This window comes from Marinobacter sp. (assembly GCF_052094685.1).
Classification (GTDB): Bacteria; Pseudomonadota; Gammaproteobacteria; order Pseudomonadales; family Oleiphilaceae; genus Marinobacter.
On the sequence record NZ_JBQDKB010000027.1, the window covers coordinates 17814 to 38531 of the forward strand.

Consider the following 20718-nt stretch of genomic DNA (forward strand, 5'->3'; position numbering starts at 1 on the left):
TGAAATTACCGGGCCGACGTGAGCCAGGGGCCCTGAACCACCCGGGGCGTTTCGCGATAAAACAGCTCCGCCCGGTGAACCATGGCAAGCGAGCAACGCTGGCCGGGCCAACTGCCTCGGCGTTTTATTACATTCACTTTTAGGCCTTGTTGATCGTCGGGTTCCAGCTCAAGGCGCAGGGCAGCCGGAGAGTTCTGTTCGGCATAGTGTCGTTCACGAAAAAGCACACACACGTTGCTGCCGGCTTCGGCCGCTAGCTGCAAGCGCCGAATTTCACGGGCTGCCAGTCTGCCGGGCCAGGCCATCACCAGGCCTGTAACCGGGGAGCGCAGGCAGTTTTCCAGCGCCCACAGGAAATCGCCTTTGTCTTTGGTGTGGATCATGATTACTTGATCCAGATTGATCTCTTCCCGCGCCAGTGCCGGGGCATAAGGTGTGTGTGGAGGGTTTAGCCAGAATACGGTTTTACCTGCCTGTGACAGTCGCTTCATCAGAGGCATCAATAGGTTCAGTTCGCCAATGCCGGGTGCGTCTAACAGGCATTCGCTTAAAGCACCCCGAGGCCAACCGATGCCGCCAAGCTGGTTATCCAGAACCTGATAGCCGGTTGGTTCTGCCGGTTGCGTGGTTTTGTTGTGCTTGCGCCCCTGCCAAACACGGGCATCCTGCATTAGCGTGTTAAGAATCTCGCTCATGGTTAAATCTCGAGGTACTGTTTAAATATACAGTATTCCGAAGAAGGGCTAATTTCAAGAAGCAGGTTGATAAAATGAGTAATCGAATCCACGGTTGCATTATCGGTAAAATTGTAAAATTCTGAACATCAGGCTTGGAGGTTGTACATGAGCGGGTTGGCTGAGCAGTATTGTGAAGCGTGTAACGCGGGCGCCTCAGGGGTGGCCGATGATGAAAAGAGCCGGCTGCACAAAGAAGTTCAAGATTGGGGCATTCTTACAGTAGGCAGCGAAGAGCAATTACGCCGAGTGTTTAAATTCAAAAACTTTGCCCAAGCTCTGGCGTTTACCAACAGGGTTGCCGAGTTGGCTGAAGCTGAAAATCATCATCCGGCCATTCTCCTGGAATACGGGAAGGTAACCGTGAGTTGGTGGACTCACACCATTGGCGGTTTGCACCAAAATGATTTCATCATGGCAGCGAGAACCGATTCGGCTTACCTCTGAATGCTATGGCTGACTGGCTAAGATTAAGGGATAGATCTGATGAGCGGTAGGATGCTGGATATCAAGACACGAGTGCTGTGGGTATGGATAACGTTATTAATCTCCAGTACAGGCCAGGCTCAAATGGATTTCCCCTCTACCTCCCAAGATGATTGGCGTTTGGAAAGTGATTCTAGCGCGCTTCGCTCAAAGACTCCGCGCAAATTGCGCACTCCGGTTTTGATTATGGGCGAGGGGCGAACAACCGCCTCAGAAGCCGTGGTGATTCTTGTTGATGCACCATTTTCAGCAGTGAGCTCTGTTGTTGTGAGGGCATGGGAGAAATTGGGGTATTCGGTGAAAGGCGCCGCGCTACAACGGGCTGATTTGCCGGAAGACTGGCGGCGGCTGATGCTGGCTGCGCAACCGGATTTACGTTCGGTTATAGTGAACAAAGCCTATGGCCCGGAGCTTGCGCAAGCGGTGAAAGACGGCGCGCTGACTGACAATGAGCGCGCACGCCGTTTGCAGCTTCTCGGTGCAAGCATTCAGGCACATTCCGACGCGATGCGAAAAGTACCAGAGCTTCGCGAACCCGTTCAGCGGTTGCGTTATAACCGTGAACAGACCCGTGGCAAAAATTACCGCACCGACGATTATGACATTCTGGATCTTGAGCCCATCATGGGGCGCCCCGTCACCGCTGTAACGATCCAGCGCAGGCACGCGCTGGCCAACCGAAAAGCTTTTTTTGCCTTAGCCGATACACCCCAATTCACCACCCAGTACCTGGTACCTGCAAAGGACTTCCAAGCCACCCTGGATGCGATCAACAAGGCGTTACCCAACAGTGCAATTCGCTTAGCGGAATCACCGGAGGTATGGATTCCGTCGGTGCCGATACCCAACACCTTGCCTGCGGCGGATTGGCGCTATCCCTCTGCAGAGGGGCAGCTGATAGAGCCCTTGGCACATCGCCTTGGCAGCGCTCAGGTAATAAGTCTGCGTGCCGTTCAGCCACAACCGGATGGGTCTTTGATTCTGAGCGTGCAAACAAGCGCTGAACGAAACGGCGAAGAACAATGGGTTAGTGCACTCGCGCGGCTCAATCCAGATGCGACCGCACTCGAAAGTTTGTGGGAAGGAGGTATCGGTGCCGACGAGCTATATGCCAGCCTGGACGGAAAACAACTCTGGTTCACCGGCTATCCTTTTGATGAGCAGATAGGTCTGTTTCATTATCGGCAAGGAGAGGGGGTTGTCAGTCTTGATTTTCCCGAGGGCGAGCAGCCCAGACTAGATACGATGCAATGGTGGATCGATCGTCGTGGGCCTGTGCTGGCGTCTTTTAAGGTGGGTTATTTTCGGCGACTCGACGGCCTAACAATGTCGCCGCCTCAGCCGACACCACGCAGTGATTGGTTTCCTAACCACCAGAGGTTGCTTGAAGGTGGTACCAATCCATGGGTTGAGGACGAGCAAGGGGTTGCTGAGTTAGATTCAGCGAGTGGCCGAGTACTGCGCTCATTTGCCGTACCGCCTCGTCTTGATATGCCTGAAGGCTTACCTACCTGGCCAGAGCTAGACCCTCGCGCCTTTAAAACGGGTGCCAAAGGGTTGGTCTCGGCCAAGGGCAAATGGCTGGCCACTGTGTTCAATATCGAGAATACAGAAAATAGCCCGTTAGTGGGTGTACACCTGCTGGATACCGATAAAGGCAATTTGCTCTATTCCGCCGTTTTGCCCGAGGCAAATGGGGTGCGGCTCATCGCTGCGTCCCCTGATGGTCGCTGGCTCGCACTTTATGACTACGGTAGCAAATTGGTACTTTGGGATGTTCGCGCTGGCACCAATCCTTTTCGCCTTCACATGCCTCGGGTTAGTCTTGAGGATATGACCTTCTCTTTAGCCAGTGATAGCCTTATTGGCGTGGGTGATGAGCACGTTCTGGTTTGGGATTTGGTAGAGCCCTAGTCCTCGTTCGCTTTTTCCTGGGCCTCAAGCTCGGCCTTGCGCTTGCGGACTTTGTCTAGTTTGTCTTCCGGGATGTGCATCTTCCTGGCAGACTTCCACAGCATTAAAAGGCTGCCTGCAACTAAGGCCAAAGCACCCAGCAGAAAAATCCATCCTATTGCCGACATACGTATGATTCCCTTATTGGGATAGTTATCTCTATAGTGAAGCACACGGTTTAGCATACACAATTCAATCGGCGGAATATTCTATAGCGCTTGTACATCAATCCGTCACGAAGATAGGAGCACCCAACATCATGAGCGATCCAACTTACACTCCGCCAAAAGTCTGGACGTGGGATTCTGAAAGTGGTGGCGCTTTTTCAAACATTAATCGCCCCATAGCTGGGCCTACTCACGAGAAAGAGTTGCCCATTGGCAAGCATCCTTTTCAGCTCTATTCGCTGGCCACACCAAATGGTGTAAAAGCCACGATCATGCTTGAGGAACTGTTGGAACTTGGCATCAGCGAGGCGGAATACGACGCTTGGCTGATCCGCATTAATGAAGGCGAACAGTTTGGTAGCGGATTTGTGGGTGTTAATCCTAACTCCAAGATTCCGGCGCTGTTTGACCACTCTCAGGATCCCGCTGTTCGGGTGTTTGAGTCGGGCTCCATTTTGTTGTATCTGGCGGAAAAGTTTGGCGAGTTTTTACCCTCGGATATTGCCGGGCGCACCGAAACGCTTAACTGGTTGTTCTGGCAAATGGGCAGTGCGGCATTTGTTGGCGGCGGTTTTGGACATTTCTTTGCCTATGCTCCTGAGAAGTATGAATACCCCATCAACCGCTACACTATGGAAGTGAAGCGGCAACTAGATGTGTTGGACCGCCAGTTGGCAGATAACCGGTACGTTGCTGGTGACCAGTACACCATTGCAGATATGGCGACCTGGCCTTGGTATGGCGCGTTGGTAACCAACAAGGTTTATGAGGCCGCAGAGTTTCTTGAGGCGCATACCTATACTAATGTGATGCGCTGGGCCTTGGAGGTTAAAGAGCGGCCGGCTGTTCAGCGTGGGCGAATGGTGAATCGTGCTTGGGGCGAACCTGGAAGTCAGCTTCATGAGCGTCACGACGCAAGTGATTTCGAGAACAAAACCCAAGATAAGCTTGATGCGGCTTCTGGCAACTCGTAATTCAAAACTTAGGTTTTAAATGATCTCAGACATTGCTTTCATCGTTGGTCTGACCGCCCTTGCCGGTATTTGTATCCCCGTTGGCGGGTTACTGGCAAGAGTCGAGCGCATTGGCCCTAATTGGCTGGAGCAGGAGTTTCGGCATTTCCTAATCGCACTGGGCGGAGGCATTCTGCTTGGTGCCGTAACCATTGTGTTGATACCGGAAGGGCAGTCGAGCATTGGAGGTTCGTTTTGGGCCATACCGGCTATTATTGCTGGTGGTGTGCTGTTTTTCTGGATTGAGCGAATGCTGGGTGTTCATCACAACGAATCGCCGCAACTGATGGGGGTGATGCTGGATTTTGTGCCAGAGGCTGCAGCCCTGGGTGGGCTGATTGTAATTAACCCAGGCCTCGCGCCTTTAATGGCGGTATTAATTGCCATGCAAAACCTGCCTGAAGGATTTAACGCGTATCGTGAGTTTTGCAACAAGCCAGGCTATACACCGAAAAAGACTCTGCTTGTCATGGCAGGGCTTGCAACAGCAGGACCTATTGCGGGTCTTCTGGGTTACTTTTTCCTATCCGGGCAACCTGTGATTCTAGGAACTATCATGCTGGTGGCTTCTGGCGGAATTCTGTATCTGATCTTTCAGGATATTGCACCCCAGTCCCGGCTGGACAAGCACTGGGGGCCTCCGCTTGGTGCGGTGCTTGGGTTTTGCTTAGCACTATTCAGCGATATGCTGGTTACGCAAGCTTGAATTCATTCTTGGCGACGGAGGTCACTTTGGCCTTCGATCCCCTGTCATAATCTTCGCCACAAAAACAGATTTCCCGTAGGTCTCAAAAGACCACTTCATGGTGTCGGAGAGAACGCTCATAACTTCGTCGTACTCACCGAAAATTTCTGTGCTCATGCGCCCGGCGACAACTTCCAGGTTGGTTTTTTCCAGCCGGGCGATCAGATCCCAGATAGGCTGTTTGTAGTCATCCTTCAGGGGATAACAGCTCAGTTGTACAGACAGAAACATAAATACCTCCAGCTTCTTAATTTACCGTTGCATCTATCGTCAGTAGCCCGTGGCCGAGGAAGTGCTGCGCCTCGGATCTGCGCCGCCGTATAGGGTGCCGTCTTCTCCGATCATAATACTCTGAATGGCCCCCATAGCCGACTTGCTTACCACTTTGTGGCCGCGACTTTCCAGTAACCGCACGGTATCTGGATTGATACCTTGTTCAATGCGGATTTCATCCGGTAGCCACTGATGATGGATGCGGGGCGCACTAACAGCTGTTTGTATGTTCATGCCGTGATCAATTACGTTCATGATTACCTGCAAGGTTGTGGTAATAATGCGGGAGCCGCCTGGGCTGCCGGTCACCAAAAAGTTGCGATCATCTTTACGAACAATCGTAGGTGACATGGAGCTGAGCATGCGCTTGCCGGGTTCTACCTTGTTTGCCTCACCGCCGATCAGCCCATAAGCATTAGGCACACCCGGTTTGGCGCTGAAGTCATCCATTTCGTTGTTAAGCAGAAAACCGGCGCCTTGCACGGTAATACCTGAACCGTAACTGAAGTTTATGGTGTAGGTGTTTGATACCGCGTTGCCCCACTTATCGACAACTGAAAAGTGGGTGGTTTCTGGGCTTTCATAGCCGGGGGGCTGGCCGTAGCGAATTTCGCCTGCGGGACGGGCTTCGTCAGGCTTTATACCTTGCCGCAATTCTTCCGCATAAGACTTACTGGTCAGTCCCTTTAACGGCACATCCACATAATCCGTATCGCCCAGGTATTCTGAGCGATCGGCATAGGCCAGCTTCATGGCTTCGGCCATGTAATGAATCGTCTCGGCTGAGTTGTGGCCATACTCCTGAATTGGGTAGCCTTCAAGAATGTTCAGTATCTGAACAATGTGGGTGCCGCCGGAGGAGGGTGGTGACATGGAGTAGATATCATAACCTCGGTAATTTCCGTGTACCGGGTTGCGCACAACGGGCTGGTACTCTTCGAGATCTTGCTGAGTAATGAGGCCCCCATGTTTCTCCATCTCATCAACAATCAGTTGTGCGGTTTCACCTTCGTAAAAGCCTTTCACGCCTTTATCTGCAATGCGTTGCAAGGTGTCTGCCAGTTCAGGTTGACGAAAGCGTTCGCCCGCTTGCCAGGTGGAGCCGTCCTCTTTATAAAAGGTTTCAAGGGTTGCGGGCCAGCGTTGGAGTCGCTCCTTCGCCTGCTCAAGGCCTTCACTGAAACGTTGCGGAACAATAAAGCCTTCTCTGGCGAGTTTGATGGCCGGGGCAAGCGCTTGTTTTAGGGGCAGGGTGCCGTGGCGTTCCAGTGCCATGGCAAAACCGGCAACCGTGCCGGGAACGCCTGCGGCCAAATGGGTAAACCGGCTGCGGTTCTGTACCACTTCGCCAGATTCATCCTGATACATGGTTTCTGTGGCGCCCGAGGGGGCTTTTTCCCGGTAATCTATGGCTTCGGGCTCAGAACCATCGCCTTTGGATACCAACATAAAGCCGCCGCCACCGATGTTGCCTGATCTCGGCTGAGTCACGGCCAGCGCGAATCCGGCGGTTACGGCCGCGTCTACTGCGTTACCACCGTCTTCTAGCACTTTTAATGCGACTTCCGTGGCTAAGGTGTGACTGGTTGCCACCATGCCGTGGTTGGCGCTTGCGGGGTGAAATCGTTCGCCTTCGAGAATAGCTTGACTAAAAACCGGCGTTGTCAGAGTTGACAAGCTCAAAGTCATGATGAATGCGCGCAGGCAGCCTGAGCGCCCAGTGAGTCGGGTGATGTGCGATTGCTGGTGTCTACCTCTACCCATGTCTCCATTCCTCGTTTCTGATGTCCATATAGGCTATGATAGCTCGTCATTTTATCTGGTGCGTACCGCAAACTCTGGTACTTTATCCGGCTGCCGTTTCCGACAATGGTTTCCGGTGCACCTGCTTTCCCGTTTGTCAGTTAAGGAAAGGCTTTCATGGAGCATACCTACCGTCTTGTGATTTCCTGCCCCGACAGGGTTGGGATCGTTGCCAAGGTGAGTAATTTTCTACAGACCTACAATGGTTGGATCACTGAAGCGAGTCACCACTCGGACACCTACACCGACTGGTTTTTCATGCGCCACGAGATCAAAGCCAAGTCTATCCCGTTTGGACTTGAGCAGTTTCGTGCCGCATTTGCGCCGATCGCCGAAGAGTTTGATATGCAGTGGCATATTGCGGATTCGGCCCAGCCCAAAAAAGTGATTCTTATGTGCAGCAAGGAGTCCCACTGTGTGGCCGACCTCCTGTATCGCTGGCACAGTAAGGATATCAACGCTGAAATTGTTGCGGTTATCTCTAATCACGACGATTTGCGCCGTATGGTCGAGTGGCATGACATTCCATACCACCATATTCCGGTAAGCAAAGACAATCGCGAAGAGGCGTTTGCTCATATCGACGAGCTTTTTGAAGGCTATGAAGCCGATGTGGTGGTGCTCGCTCGTTATATGCAAATCCTGCCAGCAGAACTTTGTGCAAAGCACGCCGGCAAGGTGATCAATATTCACCACAGTTTTTTGCCGTCTTTCGCAGGTGCACGGCCATATCATCAGGCCTATACCCGTGGGGTCAAGCTGATCGGGGCTACCTGTCACTATGTGACCCAGGATCTCGATGAAGGTCCAATCATCGAGCAAGATGTCATTCGCATCAGCCACAGTGATTCCATCCAAGACATAGTGCGTCTGGGTAAAGATGTGGAGAAAAATGTTCTCGCCCGGGGATTACGCTCTCATATTGAGGATCGCGTGATCACCCACGAAAACAAGACGGTGGTATTTGATTAAGGCTGCCTCACAGATGCCCCTGAGAGGGTGCGGCTGTGGTATAATCGGCGGCTTGATTAAGAATAACTACGGGGCCGGAAAACGGCCCTGAAACGACTTCCAGATAACGCAAAGGAACTTTTCTCGATGGGTGAATTAGCCAAAGAGATCCTGCCGGTCAATATTGAAGATGAGCTGAAGCAGTCTTACCTGGATTACGCCATGAGCGTAATCGTTGGACGAGCGCTTCCAGACGTGCGGGATGGCCTCAAGCCGGTTCACCGTCGTGTTCTGTTCGCAATGTCCGAACTGAACAACGACTGGAACAAGGCCTATAAGAAGTCCGCCCGAGTGGTGGGTGATGTGATTGGTAAATACCACCCGCACGGCGACTCTGCTGTTTACGACACCATCGTTCGTATGGCTCAGCCGTTTTCCCTACGTTATCCGCTGGTGAACGGCCAGGGCAACTTCGGTTCTATCGACGGCGATAACGCGGCAGCCATGCGTTACACCGAAATCCGCATGGAGAAAGTTGCACACTCCTTGCTGGCGGATCTTGAGAAAGAAACCGTAGACTTTGTCGATAACTACGACGGCACAGAGCGCATCCCCGAAGTCATGCCTACCCGGGTTCCTAACCTGTTGGTGAACGGCTCCTCGGGTATTGCGGTGGGTATGGCGACAAATATCCCGCCCCACAACCTGACCGAGGTGGTTAATGGTTGCTTGGCGCTGATTGATAACCCGGATCTCACTTGTGATGATCTAATGGAGTACATTCCGGGCCCGGATTTTCCGACCGAAGGCATCATCAATGGCCGTGCTGGCATTGTTGAGGCGTATCGTACAGGTCGTGGCCGCATTTACATTCGCGCCCGCCACGAAATTGAAACCGATAAGAAAACCAACCGCGATGCCATTATCATCACCGAGCTGCCATATCAGCTTAACAAGGCCCGTTTGATCGAAAAGATCGCCGAGCTGGTGAAAGAGAAGCGTCTGGAAGGCATTACCGAACTGCGGGACGAGTCCAACAAGGAAGGTATCCGCATATTCATAGAACTACGCCGTGGCGAAAACCCGGAAGTAGTGGTTAACAACCTGTTTAAGCATACCCAGCTGCAGACGGTATTCGGTATAAACATGGTTGCGCTGATTAACGGCGAGCCGAGAATTCTTAACCTCAAGGAAATGCTGGACGCGTTCGTGCGTCACCGCCGTGAAGTGGTGACTCGTCGTACCCTCTTTGAGCTGCGTAAAGCGCGCGAGCGCGGCCATATTCTTGAAGGCCTGACTGTTGCATTGGCCAACATCGATGAGATGATTGAGCTGATCAAAGCATCTCCAAGCTCTTTGGAAGCGAAAGAAAAATTGATGGCCCAAGGCTGGGCGCCCGGTAACGTTATGGCGATGCTTGAGCGTGCTGGCGAAGATGCCTGCCGCCCAGACGATCTGCCAGAAATCTACGGCCTGCGCGATGGCCTGTATTTCATGTCTCCGGAGCAGACTCAGGCTATCCTGGATATGCGTCTGCACCGCTTGACCGGTCTGGAGACTGAAAAGCTCCAGAACGAGTACAAGGAAATCCTGGAGAAGATTGCCGGCCTGCTGGAAATTCTCGGCGACCCAGATCGCTTGATGCAGGTTATCCGCGAAGAGCTGGAAGCTGTGGTAGAAGAGTTCGGTGACGAGCGCCGCACGGAAATAACCAGCTCCCAGCGCGACCTTACGATTGCGGATCTGATTGACGAAGAAGAACTGGTTGTAACCATTTCCCACAGCGGTTACGCCAAGACTCAGGCAGTGGAAGACTATCAGGCCCAGCGCCGTGGTGGTCGTGGTAAAGCTGCGACGTCCATGAAAGACGAAGATTTCGTTGAAAAGCTGCTGGTTGCCAACTCCCATGACACCATTCTTTGTTTCTCTAACCGAGGCAAAGTTTACTGGTTGCGCGTGTTCGAGATTCCCCGTGCCAGCCGCGCGTCCCGTGGTCGGCCAATGGTGAATATTCTGCCGCTGGATGAAGGTGAGCGCATCACAACCTTCCTGCCAGTGCGGGATTATCCAGAAAATCAATTTGTTCTGATGGCAACGTCTGCGGGCGTTGTTAAGAAAACACGTTTGCCGAACTTCTCCCGCCCCCGTAGCAGTGGCTTGATTGCCTTGTCTCTGGACGAAGGCGATACGTTGATTGGTGCCGCGATTACCGAAGGTGATGCTGAGATTATGCTGTTCTCTACAGCCGGTAAGGCGGTTCGCTTCGATGAAGAAGCTGTACGCCCGCTGAGCCGAACAGCTCGTGGTGTGCGTGGTATCAGAATGCCCGAGGGCCATCACGTGGTCTCCCTGATCATTCCTCAAGAAGGCGGTGTTATTTTGACCGCCAGTGAAAATGGTTACGGCAAGCGCACGGCACTTGATGAGTTCCCAACCTACGGCCGTGGCAGCCAGGGCGTTATCGCCATGCAGTGCTCCGAGCGTAATGGCAATCTGGTTACAGCGCTGCAGTTGTTCGAAGGCGATGAGATGATGCTGATCTCCGATAAGGGCACGCTGGTTCGTACCCGCACGGATGAAGTGTCTGTTCTCAGCCGGAACACCCAGGGCGTGCGTTTGATCAGACTGAGCCAGGAAGATGAGCGTTTGGTAGGCGTGGAGCGAATTGCCGAAACCGATGATGAAGATCTTGAAGGCGTAGAAGGTGATAGCGTCGAAAGTGAAGGCATCGAAGGCGAGGATATCGAAAGCAATGACGCTTCCGTAGATGGCAATGCAGGCAGCAGTCCCGAGCAGGGTGCTGGCGAGGAATAAGCCAGCACTGCCTAACACCGAATCCGCAAGACGTGAGAGACCACACGAACATGAGCAGGGCGTATAACTTTTGTGCAGGTCCGGCAACGTTGCCGGAAAGCGTGCTGGCACAGGCACGGGATGAAATGTTGGACTGGCGTGGCACCGGCATGTCGGTAATGGAAATGAGCCATCGTAGCGATGCGTTCGTGGATATTGCCGAAACAGCCGAGCGCGACCTGCGTGAATTAGCCGGTATATCAGATGATTATGCCGTACTCTTCATGCAGGGTGGAGCTTCCAGTCAGTTCTCGACGATTCCCTTGAACCTGCTTGGCGACAAAACGTCTGCGGATTATGTAAACACGGGTATCTGGTCGAAAAAAGCCATTGCCGAGGCCAAGCGTTATGCCAATGTGAATGTGGTTGCCAGCTCGGAAGAGGGCGGCTTCGCCAGCATTCCGGATCAAACATCTTGGCAAACCAGTGCCGATGCGGCGTACCTGCATTACACGCCAAACGAAACCATTGGTGGCCTGGAGTTCGATTTTGTTCCCGAAAGCGGCGACGTGCCGCTAGTCGCGGATATGTCCTCTACCATGCTTTCGCGCCCCGTAGATATCTCCAGGTTCGGGATGATTTACGCAGGCGCACAGAAGAATATCGGCCCTTCTGGCTTGGTTGTGGTCATCATTCGGAAAGACCTTTTGGGCAAAGCCCGTAAAGAAACACCGACCATGATGAACTACCAGGTAATTGCGGATAACGGCTCTATGTACAACACGCCGGCGACGTATTCCTGGTATCTCGCGGGCCTGGTGTTCAAGTGGTTGAAAGCTCAGGGCGGCGTGAAAGCCATGGGTGAGACCAATTTGAGGAAGGCGAAAAAACTGTATGATTTCATTGATACCAATGAGTTTTACGCCAACCCTATCGACCCGCGTTTCCGCTCATGGATGAACATTCCGTTCACGCTGCGGGACGATGCTCTAAACGGTGCATTTCTTGAAGGTGCCGATGCTCAGGGTTTGCTAAACCTGGCTGGCCACCGCTCCGTGGGTGGCATGCGTGCCAGCATTTATAACGCCATGCCGGAAGCAGGTGTGGATGCGCTGATTCAGTATATGAGCAAATTTGCAAAGGAGCGGGGCTGATCATGAGCGATGAGCAAATCCGTCTTGGAGAATTGCGAGTAGAAATCGACAGCCTTGATCAGAAGATTATGGAACTGATCAGTGCCCGTGCCAAATGTGCCCAAGAAGTGGCTCATGTGAAAATGGCCGCTAACCCTGAACAGGACGTATTTTTCTACCGCCCTGAACGGGAGGCCCAAGTTTTGCGCCGCATTAAGGAGGCCAACCCAGGCCCTCTGGCAGGCGAAGAAATGGCTCGACTGTTTCGCGAAATTATGTCGGCTTGCCTGGCGCTTGAAAAGCCCATGCACATTGCCTTTCTGGGGCCTATCGGCACCTTTACTCAAGCGGCGGCCCTCAAGCATTTTGGGCATTCTGTGGTGAGCGTGCCTTTGCCGGCGATTGATGCGGTTTTCCGTGAAGTGGAATCTGGCGCGGCGCATTACGGTGTGGTGCCGGTTGAAAACTCCACAGAGGGCATGATTAACCATACGCTTGATATGTTTATGTCGTCTCCGCTAAAAATCTGCGGCGAAGTGCAACTGAGAATTCATCATCATCTTCTGGTTTCACCGGAGTTCCGAGATCAGGAAATAACCCGTATTTACTCGCATCAGCAATCGTTTGCCCAGTGCAGGCAGTGGTTGGACACCCATCGCTACGGGATTGAGCGAGTGACGGTTTCCAGCAACGCCGAAGCTGCCCGACGTGCGGCGAAAGAGCCGGGTACTGCTGCGATTGCCGGTGATATGGCAGAAGAGCTTTACGGTTTGGAAAAGCTGGCCAATAGCATTGAGGACAGGCCGGATAACACTACCCGGTTCCTGATTATTGGTCGCGAAGAAGTACCGGCCAGTGGACAGGACAAATCCTCAATTTTGGTTTCCATGAGAAACAAACCTGGCGCGCTGTACCAACTGCTGGAGCCGTTCCACAGCCATGGAATCAGCCTTACGCGAATTGAAACTCGGCCGTCACCCAGTGGCACTTGGGCCTATGTGTTCTATATAGATTTCGAAGGGCACATGAGCGATGAACAGGCACATAAAGTGCTGTCCGAGGTAGATGAGGAAGCCGTTGAGCTTAAGCGTTTGGGCTCCTATCCCATCGGTGTTCTCTAGTACTTTGCATGAGAGCTTGGTATTACAACTTAGCATCAGGTAGTTAAAGGAAGGGTTATGGCCATTGATTATCAAAGCCTTGCTGTAGAGGGCGTTCAGGCTTTGTCTCCCTACGAGCCAGGCAAGCCAATAAGCGAGTTGGCTCGTGAGCTGGGTTTGGATCCGGCTGAGATTATTAAGCTTGCCAGCAATGAAAACCCTCTCGGCCCCAGCAAAAAGGCTACCGCAGCGATTGAAAGTGCCTTGGCAGACTTGTGTTTGTATCCGGATGGCAATGGGTTTGACCTGAAGCAGAAGCTGTCTGAGCGCCTTGATGTTGGCGCTGACCAGATCACTCTAGGGAATGGTTCAAACGACGTACTCGAAGTGATCGCCCGCTGCTTTGCGGACGCGGATTCCGAGATTGTGTTCTCTCAGTATGCGTTTGCGGTTTATCCAATCGTTACTCAAGCTATTGGTGCGAAGGCGGTTGCTGTGCCTGCCAGAGATTGGGGCCACGATCTGGATGCTATGGCTGCAGCCGTAACTGAACGCACTCGGCTGATATTTGTAGCCAACCCCAATAACCCGACGGGCACCGTACACAACTCGGAGGCTATTGAAGCATTTTTGGGTAAGATTCCTGAAGATGTACTGGTGGTTCTGGATGAAGCCTATTGCGAGTACATGACCGGGGAAAATGATCCAGATGGCGTCGCTTTGCTGGCTCGTTTCCCAAACGTGATTGCATGCCGCACGTTTTCCAAGGTCTGGGGTTTGGCAGCTTTGCGCGTAGGCTACAGCATAAGCTCCCCGGCTATTGCCGATATTCTGAACCGTGTTCGCCAACCGTTTAACGTAAGCTCAGTGGCACTTGCAGCGGCTACAGCGGTGCTGGGCGACGAAGACTATCTGCAGCGTTCTCGCGAGATTAATACCGTTGGGCTGAAGCAGTTAGAAGCCGCCTTTGATCAAATGGGCCTTCGGTATATTCCGTCATCCGGGAATTTTGTGGCAGTTGAAGTAGGGCCTCAAGCCATGGGAGTTTACCAAGCGCTATTGGCCCACGGTGTAATTGTGCGCCCGATTGCGGGTTACGGTATGCCCAATCATCTTCGGGTTACGGTGGGCTTACCCGAGCAAAACGAACACTTTATCGGTGCGCTCTCGAAGGCGCTGGCCGCAGCTGGGCAGGGAGCCTAAGTGCCCTCCCGCGAACCGCTCTTTCGGCGTGTTGCCATTATTGGGTTAGGTCTAATAGGCGGCTCACTGGCCAGTGCTATTCGCAAACACGGTCTGGCTCATGAAGTAGTCGCAGCGGATCAGCGCACAGACGATCTTTTGCTGGGTCAGTCCCAGGGTGTGATAGATACGGTTGCGCAAACGACTGCTGAGGCCGTACAGGGCGCAGACTTGGTTGTGCTGGCCGTACCGGTGCAGGCAACTAGAAAGGTGCTAGAAGAGATACGCCCGCACCTTGCAGAAGGTGCCATTCTGACCGACGTTGGCAGTACCAAGTCTGGCTTCGTGAAGGATGTTGAAGCTGTTTTTGGTGAGTTTTTACCTCGTATTATTCCAGGGCATCCCATAGCTGGATCGGAGAGAAGTGGTATTCGTGCTGCTAACTCGGAACTGTTCAGCAATCACAAAGTTATACTTACGCCCCCGAATAACGTCAGCAGTGCACATCTCGCCAAGCTACAAGCCTTGTGGGAAGCGTGCGGCGCTACCGTGCTTACAATGTCTGCGGCCTATCACGATGAAGTGTTGGCAGCGACCAGCCACTTGCCCCATCTGATTGCGTTTTCGCTGGTAGATACACTCGCTGGCGAAGATCAGAACATGGATATTTTTCGGTATGCCGCAGGCGGGTTCCGTGATTTTACCCGGATTGCCGCAAGCGACCCGGTTATGTGGCACGATATTTTTCTTTCCAACCGCGACGCCGTTCTTCGGGTGATTGACCATTTTACCCACGATCTGGATCAACTGCGCACTGCAATTGCCGATCAAGACGGCGCTATGCTGTTGCGGGTTTTTAGCCGCGCAAAGGCGGCCCGCGAACACTTTTCGAAAATGCTTTCAGGACAGGCTTACGTGACAAACAACAGTGAGAAGCAGACAACGTTCCGTCTTCAGCCCGGTGGCTCAGTAACCGGCGATATTCGGGTGCCCGGTGATAAATCCATTTCCCATCGCTCGATTATGCTCGGCGCTTTAGCCGAGGGCATAACCGAAGTGAAAGGCTTCCTAGAGGGCGAAGACAGTCTCGCCACGCTGCAAGCTTTTCGGGATATGGGCGTTACGATTGAGGGGCCAGATAACGGCTTTGTGCGCATTCATGGCGTTGGCATGCATGGCTTGCAGGCACCGCGTGGCCCAATATATCTGGGCAACTCTGGTACGGGTATGCGTTTGTTCACCGGCCTGCTGGCAGCGCAACCTTTTGAGTCTGAGCTCACCGGCGACGCCAGTCTTTCGGTTAGGCCTATGAATCGGGTTGCTGACCCGCTTCGGTCTATGGGAGCGGTGATTGACACGGCTGAGGGGGGGCGCCCGCCTTTGAAAATCCGGGGCAGTCAGGGCAAAAAGCTGACCGGTATCCACTATGATATGCCGGTTGCCAGCGCCCAGGTAAAATCCTGTCTGTTACTCGCAGGTTTGTATGCCGATGGCACCACCTCTGTTACTGAGCCGGCGCCCACTCGCGATCATACCGAGCGCATGCTGACTGGGTTTGGTTATAAGGTAGAGCGCGACGGTCCAACAGCCAGCGTTACTGGCGGTGGTAAGCTGGCTGCTAATATCATTGATATTCCTGCAGACATATCGTCGGCCGCTTTTTTCATGGTCGCCGCGAGTATTGCTGCGGATTCCGACCTGACTCTGCGCCATGTGGGAATGAACCCAACACGTATAGGTGTGATCAACATCCTGCAGAAGATGGGTGGAAATATTGAGATCATGGCTGAGCGTGAAATTGGTGGCGAGCCGGTCGCCGACCTGCGTGTTCGCTCCGCTGAGCTCAAGGGTATTGATATTCCAGAAGACCAAGTGCCATTGGCTATTGATGAGTTTCCGGCACTTTTTATCGCCGCTGCATGCGCCACGGGCCGAACCGTTCTGACCGGTGCTGAAGAATTGCGAGTAAAAGAAAGTGACCGTATTCAGGTAATGGCAGATGGCCTTGCAACACTGGGTGTTGAAACCACGGTTACAGCGGATGGCATTATTATCGAGGGCAGCCAAACTATTAAGGGCGGCACTGTATACAGCCATGACGATCACCGCATTGCCATGTCTTTTGCTGTGGCCTCGTTGCGAGCGACCGAAGAGATTGAAATAGACGGCTGCGCCGTTGTGGCGACATCCTTTCCGGGCTTCGTAGAGCTTGCCCGAGAAACAGGCATTAACATCTCAGCTGAGTGGTCCGGAGCGGACGCTGAACAGGGGACGCACTAATGACTGGAAATAGCGCACCCGTCATTGCCGTTGATGGACCGGGTGGTTCAGGTAAAGGCACAGTTACTCAAATGTTGGCCAAAAAGCTGGGTTGGCATTTGCTCGACAGCGGTGCGCTTTACCGGCTAACGGCTCTTGCGGCAACGCATCAAAACGTGTCGCTGGATGATGAAGCTGAGTTGATTCGTGTTGCTGCGTCATTGGATGTGGCGTTCGAGCCTACGCCCGAAGGCGAGCCTGTAAAAGTGATTCTGGCAGGGGAGGATGTCACCGGTGATATCCGTACGGAAACCTGTGGCAACAATGCGTCTAAGATTGCGGTAATGCAACCGGTTCGTGATGCGCTTCTGCAACGCCAGCGTGATTTCCAGAAAAAGCCAGGATTGGTAGCAGATGGCCGCGATATGGGCACGGTTGTGTTCCCGGCAGCGCCGGTTAAGATTTTCCTGACAGCGAGCGCAGAAGAGCGTGCCCGCCGGCGTTTTAGCCAGTTGAAGGCAGCGGGCGTCGATGTTAGTATTGACGCCGTTTTAGAGGAGATACGGGTTCGTGATGAGCGAGATATGAATCGTTCCGCAGCCCCTCTCAAACCCGCAGATGATGCGCAAGTCATTGATTCCACGGGTTTGAGTATACAGGAGGTGCTAGACAGATGTATGGCTGCAGTAGGCCAGATCTGACTACACCTTTTTGTCGTTGAAACACCGGGAGCAGCGAAATTTGCCAGCCGCTGGCTGATTCCGGAACTTATTAACAGACCGTGTTGCTGGCGGCACGGAGCATACTTGCATTGAACCTATAGGACTCATAATGAGCGAAAGCTTTGCGGATCTTTTTGAAGAAAGCCTAAAAGAAATTGACATGAAACCAGGTTCCATCGTCCAGGGAACCGTAGTTGATGTTGATAGCGACTGGGTCACAGTTAACGCCGGGCTTAAGTCCGAAGGTGTTATCCCCGCCTCCCAGTTCCTGAACGAAAAAGGCGAGTTAGAAGTAGCTATTGGCGACGTTGTCGACGTAGCACTGGATGCAGTTGAAGATGGTTTCGGTGAAACCCGTCTTTCCCGTGAAAAAGCCAAGCGGGCAGAATCTTGGAAGGTACTCGAGAAGTCCTTCGAAGCTGAAGAAGTGGTCAAAGGTATTATTAACGGCAAGGTCAAGGGTGGTTTCACCGTTGATCTGGCTGGTATTCGTGCCTTCCTGCCAGGCTCACTGGTAGACGTTCGTCCGGTTCGCGACACTGCGCACTTGGAGAACAAAGAGCTCGAATTCAAGGTTATCAAGCTAGACCAGAAGCGTAACAACGTGGTTGTTTCCCGCCGCGCCGTTCTGGAAGCTGAAAACAGCGCCGAGCGTGAAGCTCTGCTGGAAACCCTGACCGAAGGTCTGGAAATCAAGGGTATCGTTAAGAACCTGACCGATTACGGCGCGTTCGTAGATCTGGGCGGTGTTGACGGCCTGCTGCACATCACCGATATGGCTTGGAAGCGTATCAAGCATCCTAGCGAAATCGTGAATGTTGGCGATGAGATCAACGTTAAGGTTCTGAAGTTTGACCGTGAGCGTAACCGCGTATCTCTGGGTCTGAAGCAGTTGGGCGAAGATCCCTGGGTTGATATCAAGGGTCGTTACCCAGAAAGCACACGGGTTACAGCCCGCGTAACCAACCTGACCGATTACGGCTGCTTTGCTGAGCTGGAAGAGGGTGTTGAAGGTCTGGTTCACGTATCCGAAATGGATTGGACCAACAAGAACATCCATCCTTCTAAAGTCGTTAACGTTGGCGACGAAGTAGAAGTGATGATTCTGGATATCGATGAAGAGCGTCGTCGTATTTCCTTGGGTATCAAGCAGTGTGTTTCTAACCCATGGGAAGACTTCTCCGGCAACTTCAACAAGGGCGACCGTATCTCCGGTAAGATCAAGTCAATCACTGACTTTGGTATCTTCATCGGTTTGGACGGTGGCATCGATGGTCTGGTTCACCTGTCAGACATCAGCTGGAACGAAACAGGCGAAGAAGCCGTTCGTGAATACAAGAAGGGCGACGATGTTGACACCGTTATCCTGTCTGTAGATCCCGAGCGTGAGCGCATCTCCCTGGGTATCAAGCAGCTCGAAAGCGATCCGTTCGCAGAGTTTGTTCAGCTGAACGATAAAGGCTCCATTGTTAAGGGCACTGTTTCCGCCGTTGATGCGAAGGCAGCTACTATTGCTCTGAACGACGAAGTTGAAGCGGTACTGAAAGCCTCCGAAATCAGTCGTGACCGCGTTGAAGACGCGCGCAACGCTCTGAAAGAAGGCGAAGAAGTCGAAGCTAAGATCATCAGCATCGATCGCAAGAACCGTATTATCAACCTGTCTGTTAAGTCTAAGGATGTAGAAGACGACAAGCAGGCTATTGATAGCGTACGTACTAAAACTGCAGAAACTTCCTCTGGCGCGACCACCATTGGTGATCTCATCAAGGAACAAATGCAGCAGCAAAACGCCAACAAGGACTAATCTCCGGTTGGTTTGAAAAAAACGGGCTCTAAGAGCCCGTTTTTTTTGTGTTTTTTTTTGATTTGACTAAACTAGGGGGGTGGAATTCGGTAATCAATGACCGAATAAAAAAGAAAAGAGGGAAGTGCCTCATGACGAAGTCTGAACTGGTCGAATTAATTGCCTCAAAACAAACACAGCTTTCGGTTAAAGACGTTGAGCTGGCTGTAAAAACAGTTATAGAGCATATGTCCCAGTCGCTAGCAAATGGGCAGCGAATCGAAATACGGGGATTTGGCAGCTTTTCCCTTCATCACCGGGCGGCCCGTACAGGTCGGAACCCGAAAACCGGCGAAGCCGTGCAGTTACCCGCTAAGCACGTTCCTCACTTTAAGCCCGGTAAGGAATTGCGAGAGCAAGTGAACGATAGTTTGAAGCAGGGGTTTTAACGGCTTTTCATCCCTGCAGCAGAACACCTATAATTCGAGTACTTATCAGCGTTTGGGAGAGCGAGGGTTATGGCAGGATTACAGAAGATCCTATTGATTCTGTTGGTACTGGTCCTGGTATTACTGGCGCTCGTGTTTTCGCTGAATAATCAGATGGCTGTTGCTCTGAATTTTTTGGTGTTCGAGACCAAGCCTCACGGCGTGGCCGTGTGGATTATCATGTCTTTTGTCATTGGCGCGCTGGTTGGGATTTTAATGGCCATTCTCGCCACATTCCGAACATCGGTTTCCCGTCGTACCCTTCAGAAACGACTTGATCGCGCCGAGCAGGCATTGGAGAAATCCAGGGCCCAGAACGACCAGGCTATTTAATGGATATAGTGTTTCAGTGGCTGCTGTTGACGATTGCAGTTGCCGTTGGCTGGTTCGTCGGCCGGCTGGGTGGTCGTAGCCGAACCCGAACGAAGATTTCCGACGAGGAGTCTGTAAAAGATCGGCTGCAGTTCCTTTTTACGAACTACTCAGACCAAGCTGTCGACAACTTTGTGCAGTCGCTGGCTGTTAACAAAGATACCGTAAGCCTTCATCTTTCTATTGGTCGGCACTTTCGCAATAAAGGCGAAACCGATCGCGCCATCCTGGTTCATCAGAACCTGCTAGCAAGACCCGAACTGCCTCCACGTTTTTCCCCTCAGGTAACGCTTGAGCTTGCCATGGACTTTCTTAATGCCGGCTTGCTTGATCGTGCTGAGGCGTTGTTGCAGCAGTTGATGGGAGATCGTGAGTATGGACGAAAAGCAGCCCAGCAATTGATTGATCTTTATCAGCGAGAAAGAGAGTGGGGCAAGGCGTCTGATGTTGCCCGAACACTGACCAAAAACGATGCAGATCCAGCAATGTACAAGGATTTGGCGTACCTGACGTGCGAATTGGCAGAGCAGGCCCTTAGCCAGGATGATCGCTGGGCTGCCCAAAAGTTTGCCAAGCAGGCGCTAGACTATGATCGCTCCTGCGTTCGGGCGACGTTGATATTGATGGAGATTTTGATTCGGCAGGGCAGCTACCGGGAGGCAGGCAATCAAGGGTTGAAGGTGTTTGATCAGAACCCGGATTTTGGGCCTGAATCCATTGATCGCTTGATGAAGCTTGAGCATGAGCACGGCGACATAGGC

Annotated in this window: 19 protein-coding genes; 15 read left to right on the plus strand and 4 right to left on the minus strand. The window is 52.6% G+C overall.

The annotated features are described in order from the left end of the window. Nucleotides 1-5: 5 nt before the first annotated feature. Complete coding sequence (gene imuA / locus ACTH3S_RS07595; RefSeq protein ID WP_441808412.1) at nt 6-695, minus strand: translesion DNA synthesis-associated protein ImuA; 690 nt, start codon at nt 693-695, stop codon at nt 6-8. Nucleotides 696-842: 147 nt separating this feature from the next. Here imuA and ACTH3S_RS07600 point away from each other — a divergent pair, with 147 nt between their 5' ends. Both ACTH3S_RS07600 and ACTH3S_RS07605 read left to right on the plus strand, forming a co-directional pair. Then, nucleotides 843-1181, plus strand: a complete 339-nt coding sequence (locus ACTH3S_RS07600; protein WP_441808413.1) for a 4a-hydroxytetrahydrobiopterin dehydratase — start codon at nt 843-845, stop codon at nt 1179-1181. A 39-nt stretch (nt 1182-1220) separates the two neighbouring features. Continuing rightward, a complete protein-coding gene (locus ACTH3S_RS07605; RefSeq protein WP_441808414.1) occupies nt 1221-3134 on the plus strand; it encodes a hypothetical protein in 1914 nt (637 codons plus the stop codon). Here ACTH3S_RS07605 and ACTH3S_RS07610 read toward each other — a convergent pair. Beyond that, nucleotides 3131-3301, minus strand: a complete 171-nt coding sequence (locus tag ACTH3S_RS07610; RefSeq protein WP_441808415.1) for a DUF2897 family protein — start codon at nt 3299-3301, stop codon at nt 3131-3133. The two genes, ACTH3S_RS07605 and ACTH3S_RS07610, sit on opposite strands and share 4 nt — an antisense overlap. 131 nt (nt 3302-3432) lie before the next feature. Here ACTH3S_RS07610 and yghU point away from each other — a divergent pair, with 131 nt between their 5' ends. Both yghU and ACTH3S_RS07620 read left to right on the plus strand, forming a co-directional pair. Continuing rightward, nucleotides 3433-4314 carry a glutathione-dependent disulfide-bond oxidoreductase gene (gene yghU, locus ACTH3S_RS07615; RefSeq protein WP_441808416.1) on the plus strand — a complete coding sequence of 294 codons (882 nt, stop codon included), beginning with the start codon at nt 3433-3435 and terminating at the stop codon, nt 4312-4314. A 19-nt stretch (nt 4315-4333) separates the two neighbouring features. Continuing rightward, nucleotides 4334-5059: a ZIP family metal transporter gene (locus ACTH3S_RS07620; RefSeq protein WP_441808417.1), complete on the plus strand. Its 726-nt coding sequence runs from the start codon at nt 4334-4336 to the stop codon at nt 5057-5059. 21 nt (nt 5060-5080) lie between these two features. Here the strand turns inward: ACTH3S_RS07620 and ACTH3S_RS07625 are convergent, their stop codons facing one another. Both ACTH3S_RS07625 and ggt read right to left on the minus strand, forming a co-directional pair. Then, nucleotides 5081-5329: a YkoF family thiamine/hydroxymethylpyrimidine-binding protein gene (locus tag ACTH3S_RS07625; protein ID WP_441808418.1), complete on the minus strand. Its 249-nt coding sequence runs from the start codon at nt 5327-5329 to the stop codon at nt 5081-5083. A gap of 39 nt (nt 5330-5368) precedes the next feature. Continuing rightward, nucleotides 5369-7060: a gamma-glutamyltransferase gene (gene ggt / locus ACTH3S_RS07630; RefSeq protein ID WP_441808430.1), complete on the minus strand. Its 1692-nt coding sequence runs from the start codon at nt 7058-7060 to the stop codon at nt 5369-5371. Nucleotides 7061-7291: 231 nt separating this feature from the next. Between ggt and purU the strand changes: the two genes are divergently transcribed. From purU to ACTH3S_RS07685, 11 genes are all read left to right on the plus strand, one after another. Then, nucleotides 7292-8146 carry a formyltetrahydrofolate deformylase gene (purU, locus tag ACTH3S_RS07635; RefSeq protein WP_441808419.1) on the plus strand — a complete coding sequence of 285 codons (855 nt, stop codon included), beginning with the start codon at nt 7292-7294 and terminating at the stop codon, nt 8144-8146. A 126-nt stretch (nt 8147-8272) separates the two neighbouring features. Continuing rightward, nucleotides 8273-10939 (plus strand): DNA gyrase subunit A, encoded by a 2667-nt coding sequence (gyrA, locus tag ACTH3S_RS07640; protein WP_441808420.1) that lies wholly within the window; start codon nt 8273-8275, stop codon nt 10937-10939. 50 nt (nt 10940-10989) lie between these two features. Beyond that, the gene (gene serC, locus ACTH3S_RS07645; RefSeq protein ID WP_441808421.1) at nt 10990-12072 is read left to right on the plus strand and encodes a 3-phosphoserine/phosphohydroxythreonine transaminase; all 1083 of its coding nucleotides are present in this window, start codon (nt 10990-10992) and stop codon (nt 12070-12072) included. A gap of 2 nt (nt 12073-12074) precedes the next feature. Further along, nucleotides 12075-13172, plus strand: a complete 1098-nt coding sequence (gene pheA, locus ACTH3S_RS07650) for a prephenate dehydratase (protein ID WP_441808422.1) — start codon at nt 12075-12077, stop codon at nt 13170-13172. Nucleotides 13173-13229: 57 nt separating this feature from the next. Next, a complete protein-coding gene (hisC, locus tag ACTH3S_RS07655) occupies nt 13230-14354 on the plus strand; it encodes a histidinol-phosphate transaminase (RefSeq protein WP_441808423.1) in 1125 nt (374 codons plus the stop codon). After that, nucleotides 14355-16613 (plus strand): bifunctional prephenate dehydrogenase/3-phosphoshikimate 1-carboxyvinyltransferase, encoded by a 2259-nt coding sequence (locus ACTH3S_RS07660; protein ID WP_441808424.1) that lies wholly within the window; start codon nt 14355-14357, stop codon nt 16611-16613. Then, the gene (gene cmk / locus ACTH3S_RS07665) at nt 16613-17293 is read left to right on the plus strand and encodes a (d)CMP kinase (RefSeq protein WP_441808425.1); all 681 of its coding nucleotides are present in this window, start codon (nt 16613-16615) and stop codon (nt 17291-17293) included. The genes ACTH3S_RS07660 and cmk overlap by 1 nt, the downstream gene beginning before the upstream one ends. A gap of 130 nt (nt 17294-17423) precedes the next feature. Further along, on the plus strand, nt 17424-19118 hold the full coding sequence (gene rpsA / locus ACTH3S_RS07670) for a 30S ribosomal protein S1 (RefSeq protein WP_441808426.1): 1695 nt from the start codon (nt 17424-17426) through the stop codon (nt 19116-19118). Nucleotides 19119-19249: 131 nt separating this feature from the next. After that, nucleotides 19250-19546 carry an integration host factor subunit beta gene (locus ACTH3S_RS07675; protein WP_441808427.1) on the plus strand — a complete coding sequence of 99 codons (297 nt, stop codon included), beginning with the start codon at nt 19250-19252 and terminating at the stop codon, nt 19544-19546. A gap of 69 nt (nt 19547-19615) precedes the next feature. Then, nucleotides 19616-19918: a LapA family protein gene (locus ACTH3S_RS07680; RefSeq protein ID WP_441808428.1), complete on the plus strand. Its 303-nt coding sequence runs from the start codon at nt 19616-19618 to the stop codon at nt 19916-19918. Beyond that, nucleotides 19918-20718 (plus strand): lipopolysaccharide assembly protein LapB (locus tag ACTH3S_RS07685; RefSeq protein WP_441808429.1); only part of this gene is annotated, 801 nt, incomplete at its 3' end. The genes ACTH3S_RS07680 and ACTH3S_RS07685, both read left to right, overlap by 1 nt.

Excerpts from the sequence above, each read along its gene's own strand:
- imuA (WP_441808412.1), bottom strand. The coding sequence starts at position 695 with ATGAGCGAGATTCTTAACACGCTAATGCAGGATGCCCGTGTTTGGCAG.
- ACTH3S_RS07600 (WP_441808413.1), top strand. The coding sequence starts at position 843 with ATGAGCGGGTTGGCTGAGCAGTATTGTGAAGCGTGTAACGCGGGCGCC.
- ACTH3S_RS07605 (WP_441808414.1), top strand. The coding sequence starts at position 1,221 with ATGAGCGGTAGGATGCTGGATATCAAGACACGAGTGCTGTGGGTATGG.
- ACTH3S_RS07610 (WP_441808415.1), bottom strand. The coding sequence starts at position 3,301 with ATGTCGGCAATAGGATGGATTTTTCTGCTGGGTGCTTTGGCCTTAGTT.
- yghU (WP_441808416.1), top strand. The coding sequence starts at position 3,433 with ATGAGCGATCCAACTTACACTCCGCCAAAAGTCTGGACGTGGGATTCT.
- ACTH3S_RS07620 (WP_441808417.1), top strand. The coding sequence starts at position 4,334 with ATGATCTCAGACATTGCTTTCATCGTTGGTCTGACCGCCCTTGCCGGT.
- ACTH3S_RS07625 (WP_441808418.1), bottom strand. The coding sequence starts at position 5,329 with ATGTTTCTGTCTGTACAACTGAGCTGTTATCCCCTGAAGGATGACTAC.
- ggt (WP_441808430.1), bottom strand. The coding sequence starts at position 7,060 with ATGACTTTGAGCTTGTCAACTCTGACAACGCCGGTTTTTAGTCAAGCT.
- purU (WP_441808419.1), top strand. The coding sequence starts at position 7,292 with ATGGAGCATACCTACCGTCTTGTGATTTCCTGCCCCGACAGGGTTGGG.
- gyrA (WP_441808420.1), top strand. The coding sequence starts at position 8,273 with ATGGGTGAATTAGCCAAAGAGATCCTGCCGGTCAATATTGAAGATGAG.
- serC (WP_441808421.1), top strand. The coding sequence starts at position 10,990 with ATGAGCAGGGCGTATAACTTTTGTGCAGGTCCGGCAACGTTGCCGGAA.
- pheA (WP_441808422.1), top strand. The coding sequence starts at position 12,075 with ATGAGCGATGAGCAAATCCGTCTTGGAGAATTGCGAGTAGAAATCGAC.
- hisC (WP_441808423.1), top strand. The coding sequence starts at position 13,230 with ATGGCCATTGATTATCAAAGCCTTGCTGTAGAGGGCGTTCAGGCTTTG.
- cmk (WP_441808425.1), top strand. The coding sequence starts at position 16,613 with ATGACTGGAAATAGCGCACCCGTCATTGCCGTTGATGGACCGGGTGGT.
- rpsA (WP_441808426.1), top strand. The coding sequence starts at position 17,424 with ATGAGCGAAAGCTTTGCGGATCTTTTTGAAGAAAGCCTAAAAGAAATT.
- ACTH3S_RS07675 (WP_441808427.1), top strand. The coding sequence starts at position 19,250 with ATGACGAAGTCTGAACTGGTCGAATTAATTGCCTCAAAACAAACACAG.
- ACTH3S_RS07680 (WP_441808428.1), top strand. The coding sequence starts at position 19,616 with ATGGCAGGATTACAGAAGATCCTATTGATTCTGTTGGTACTGGTCCTG.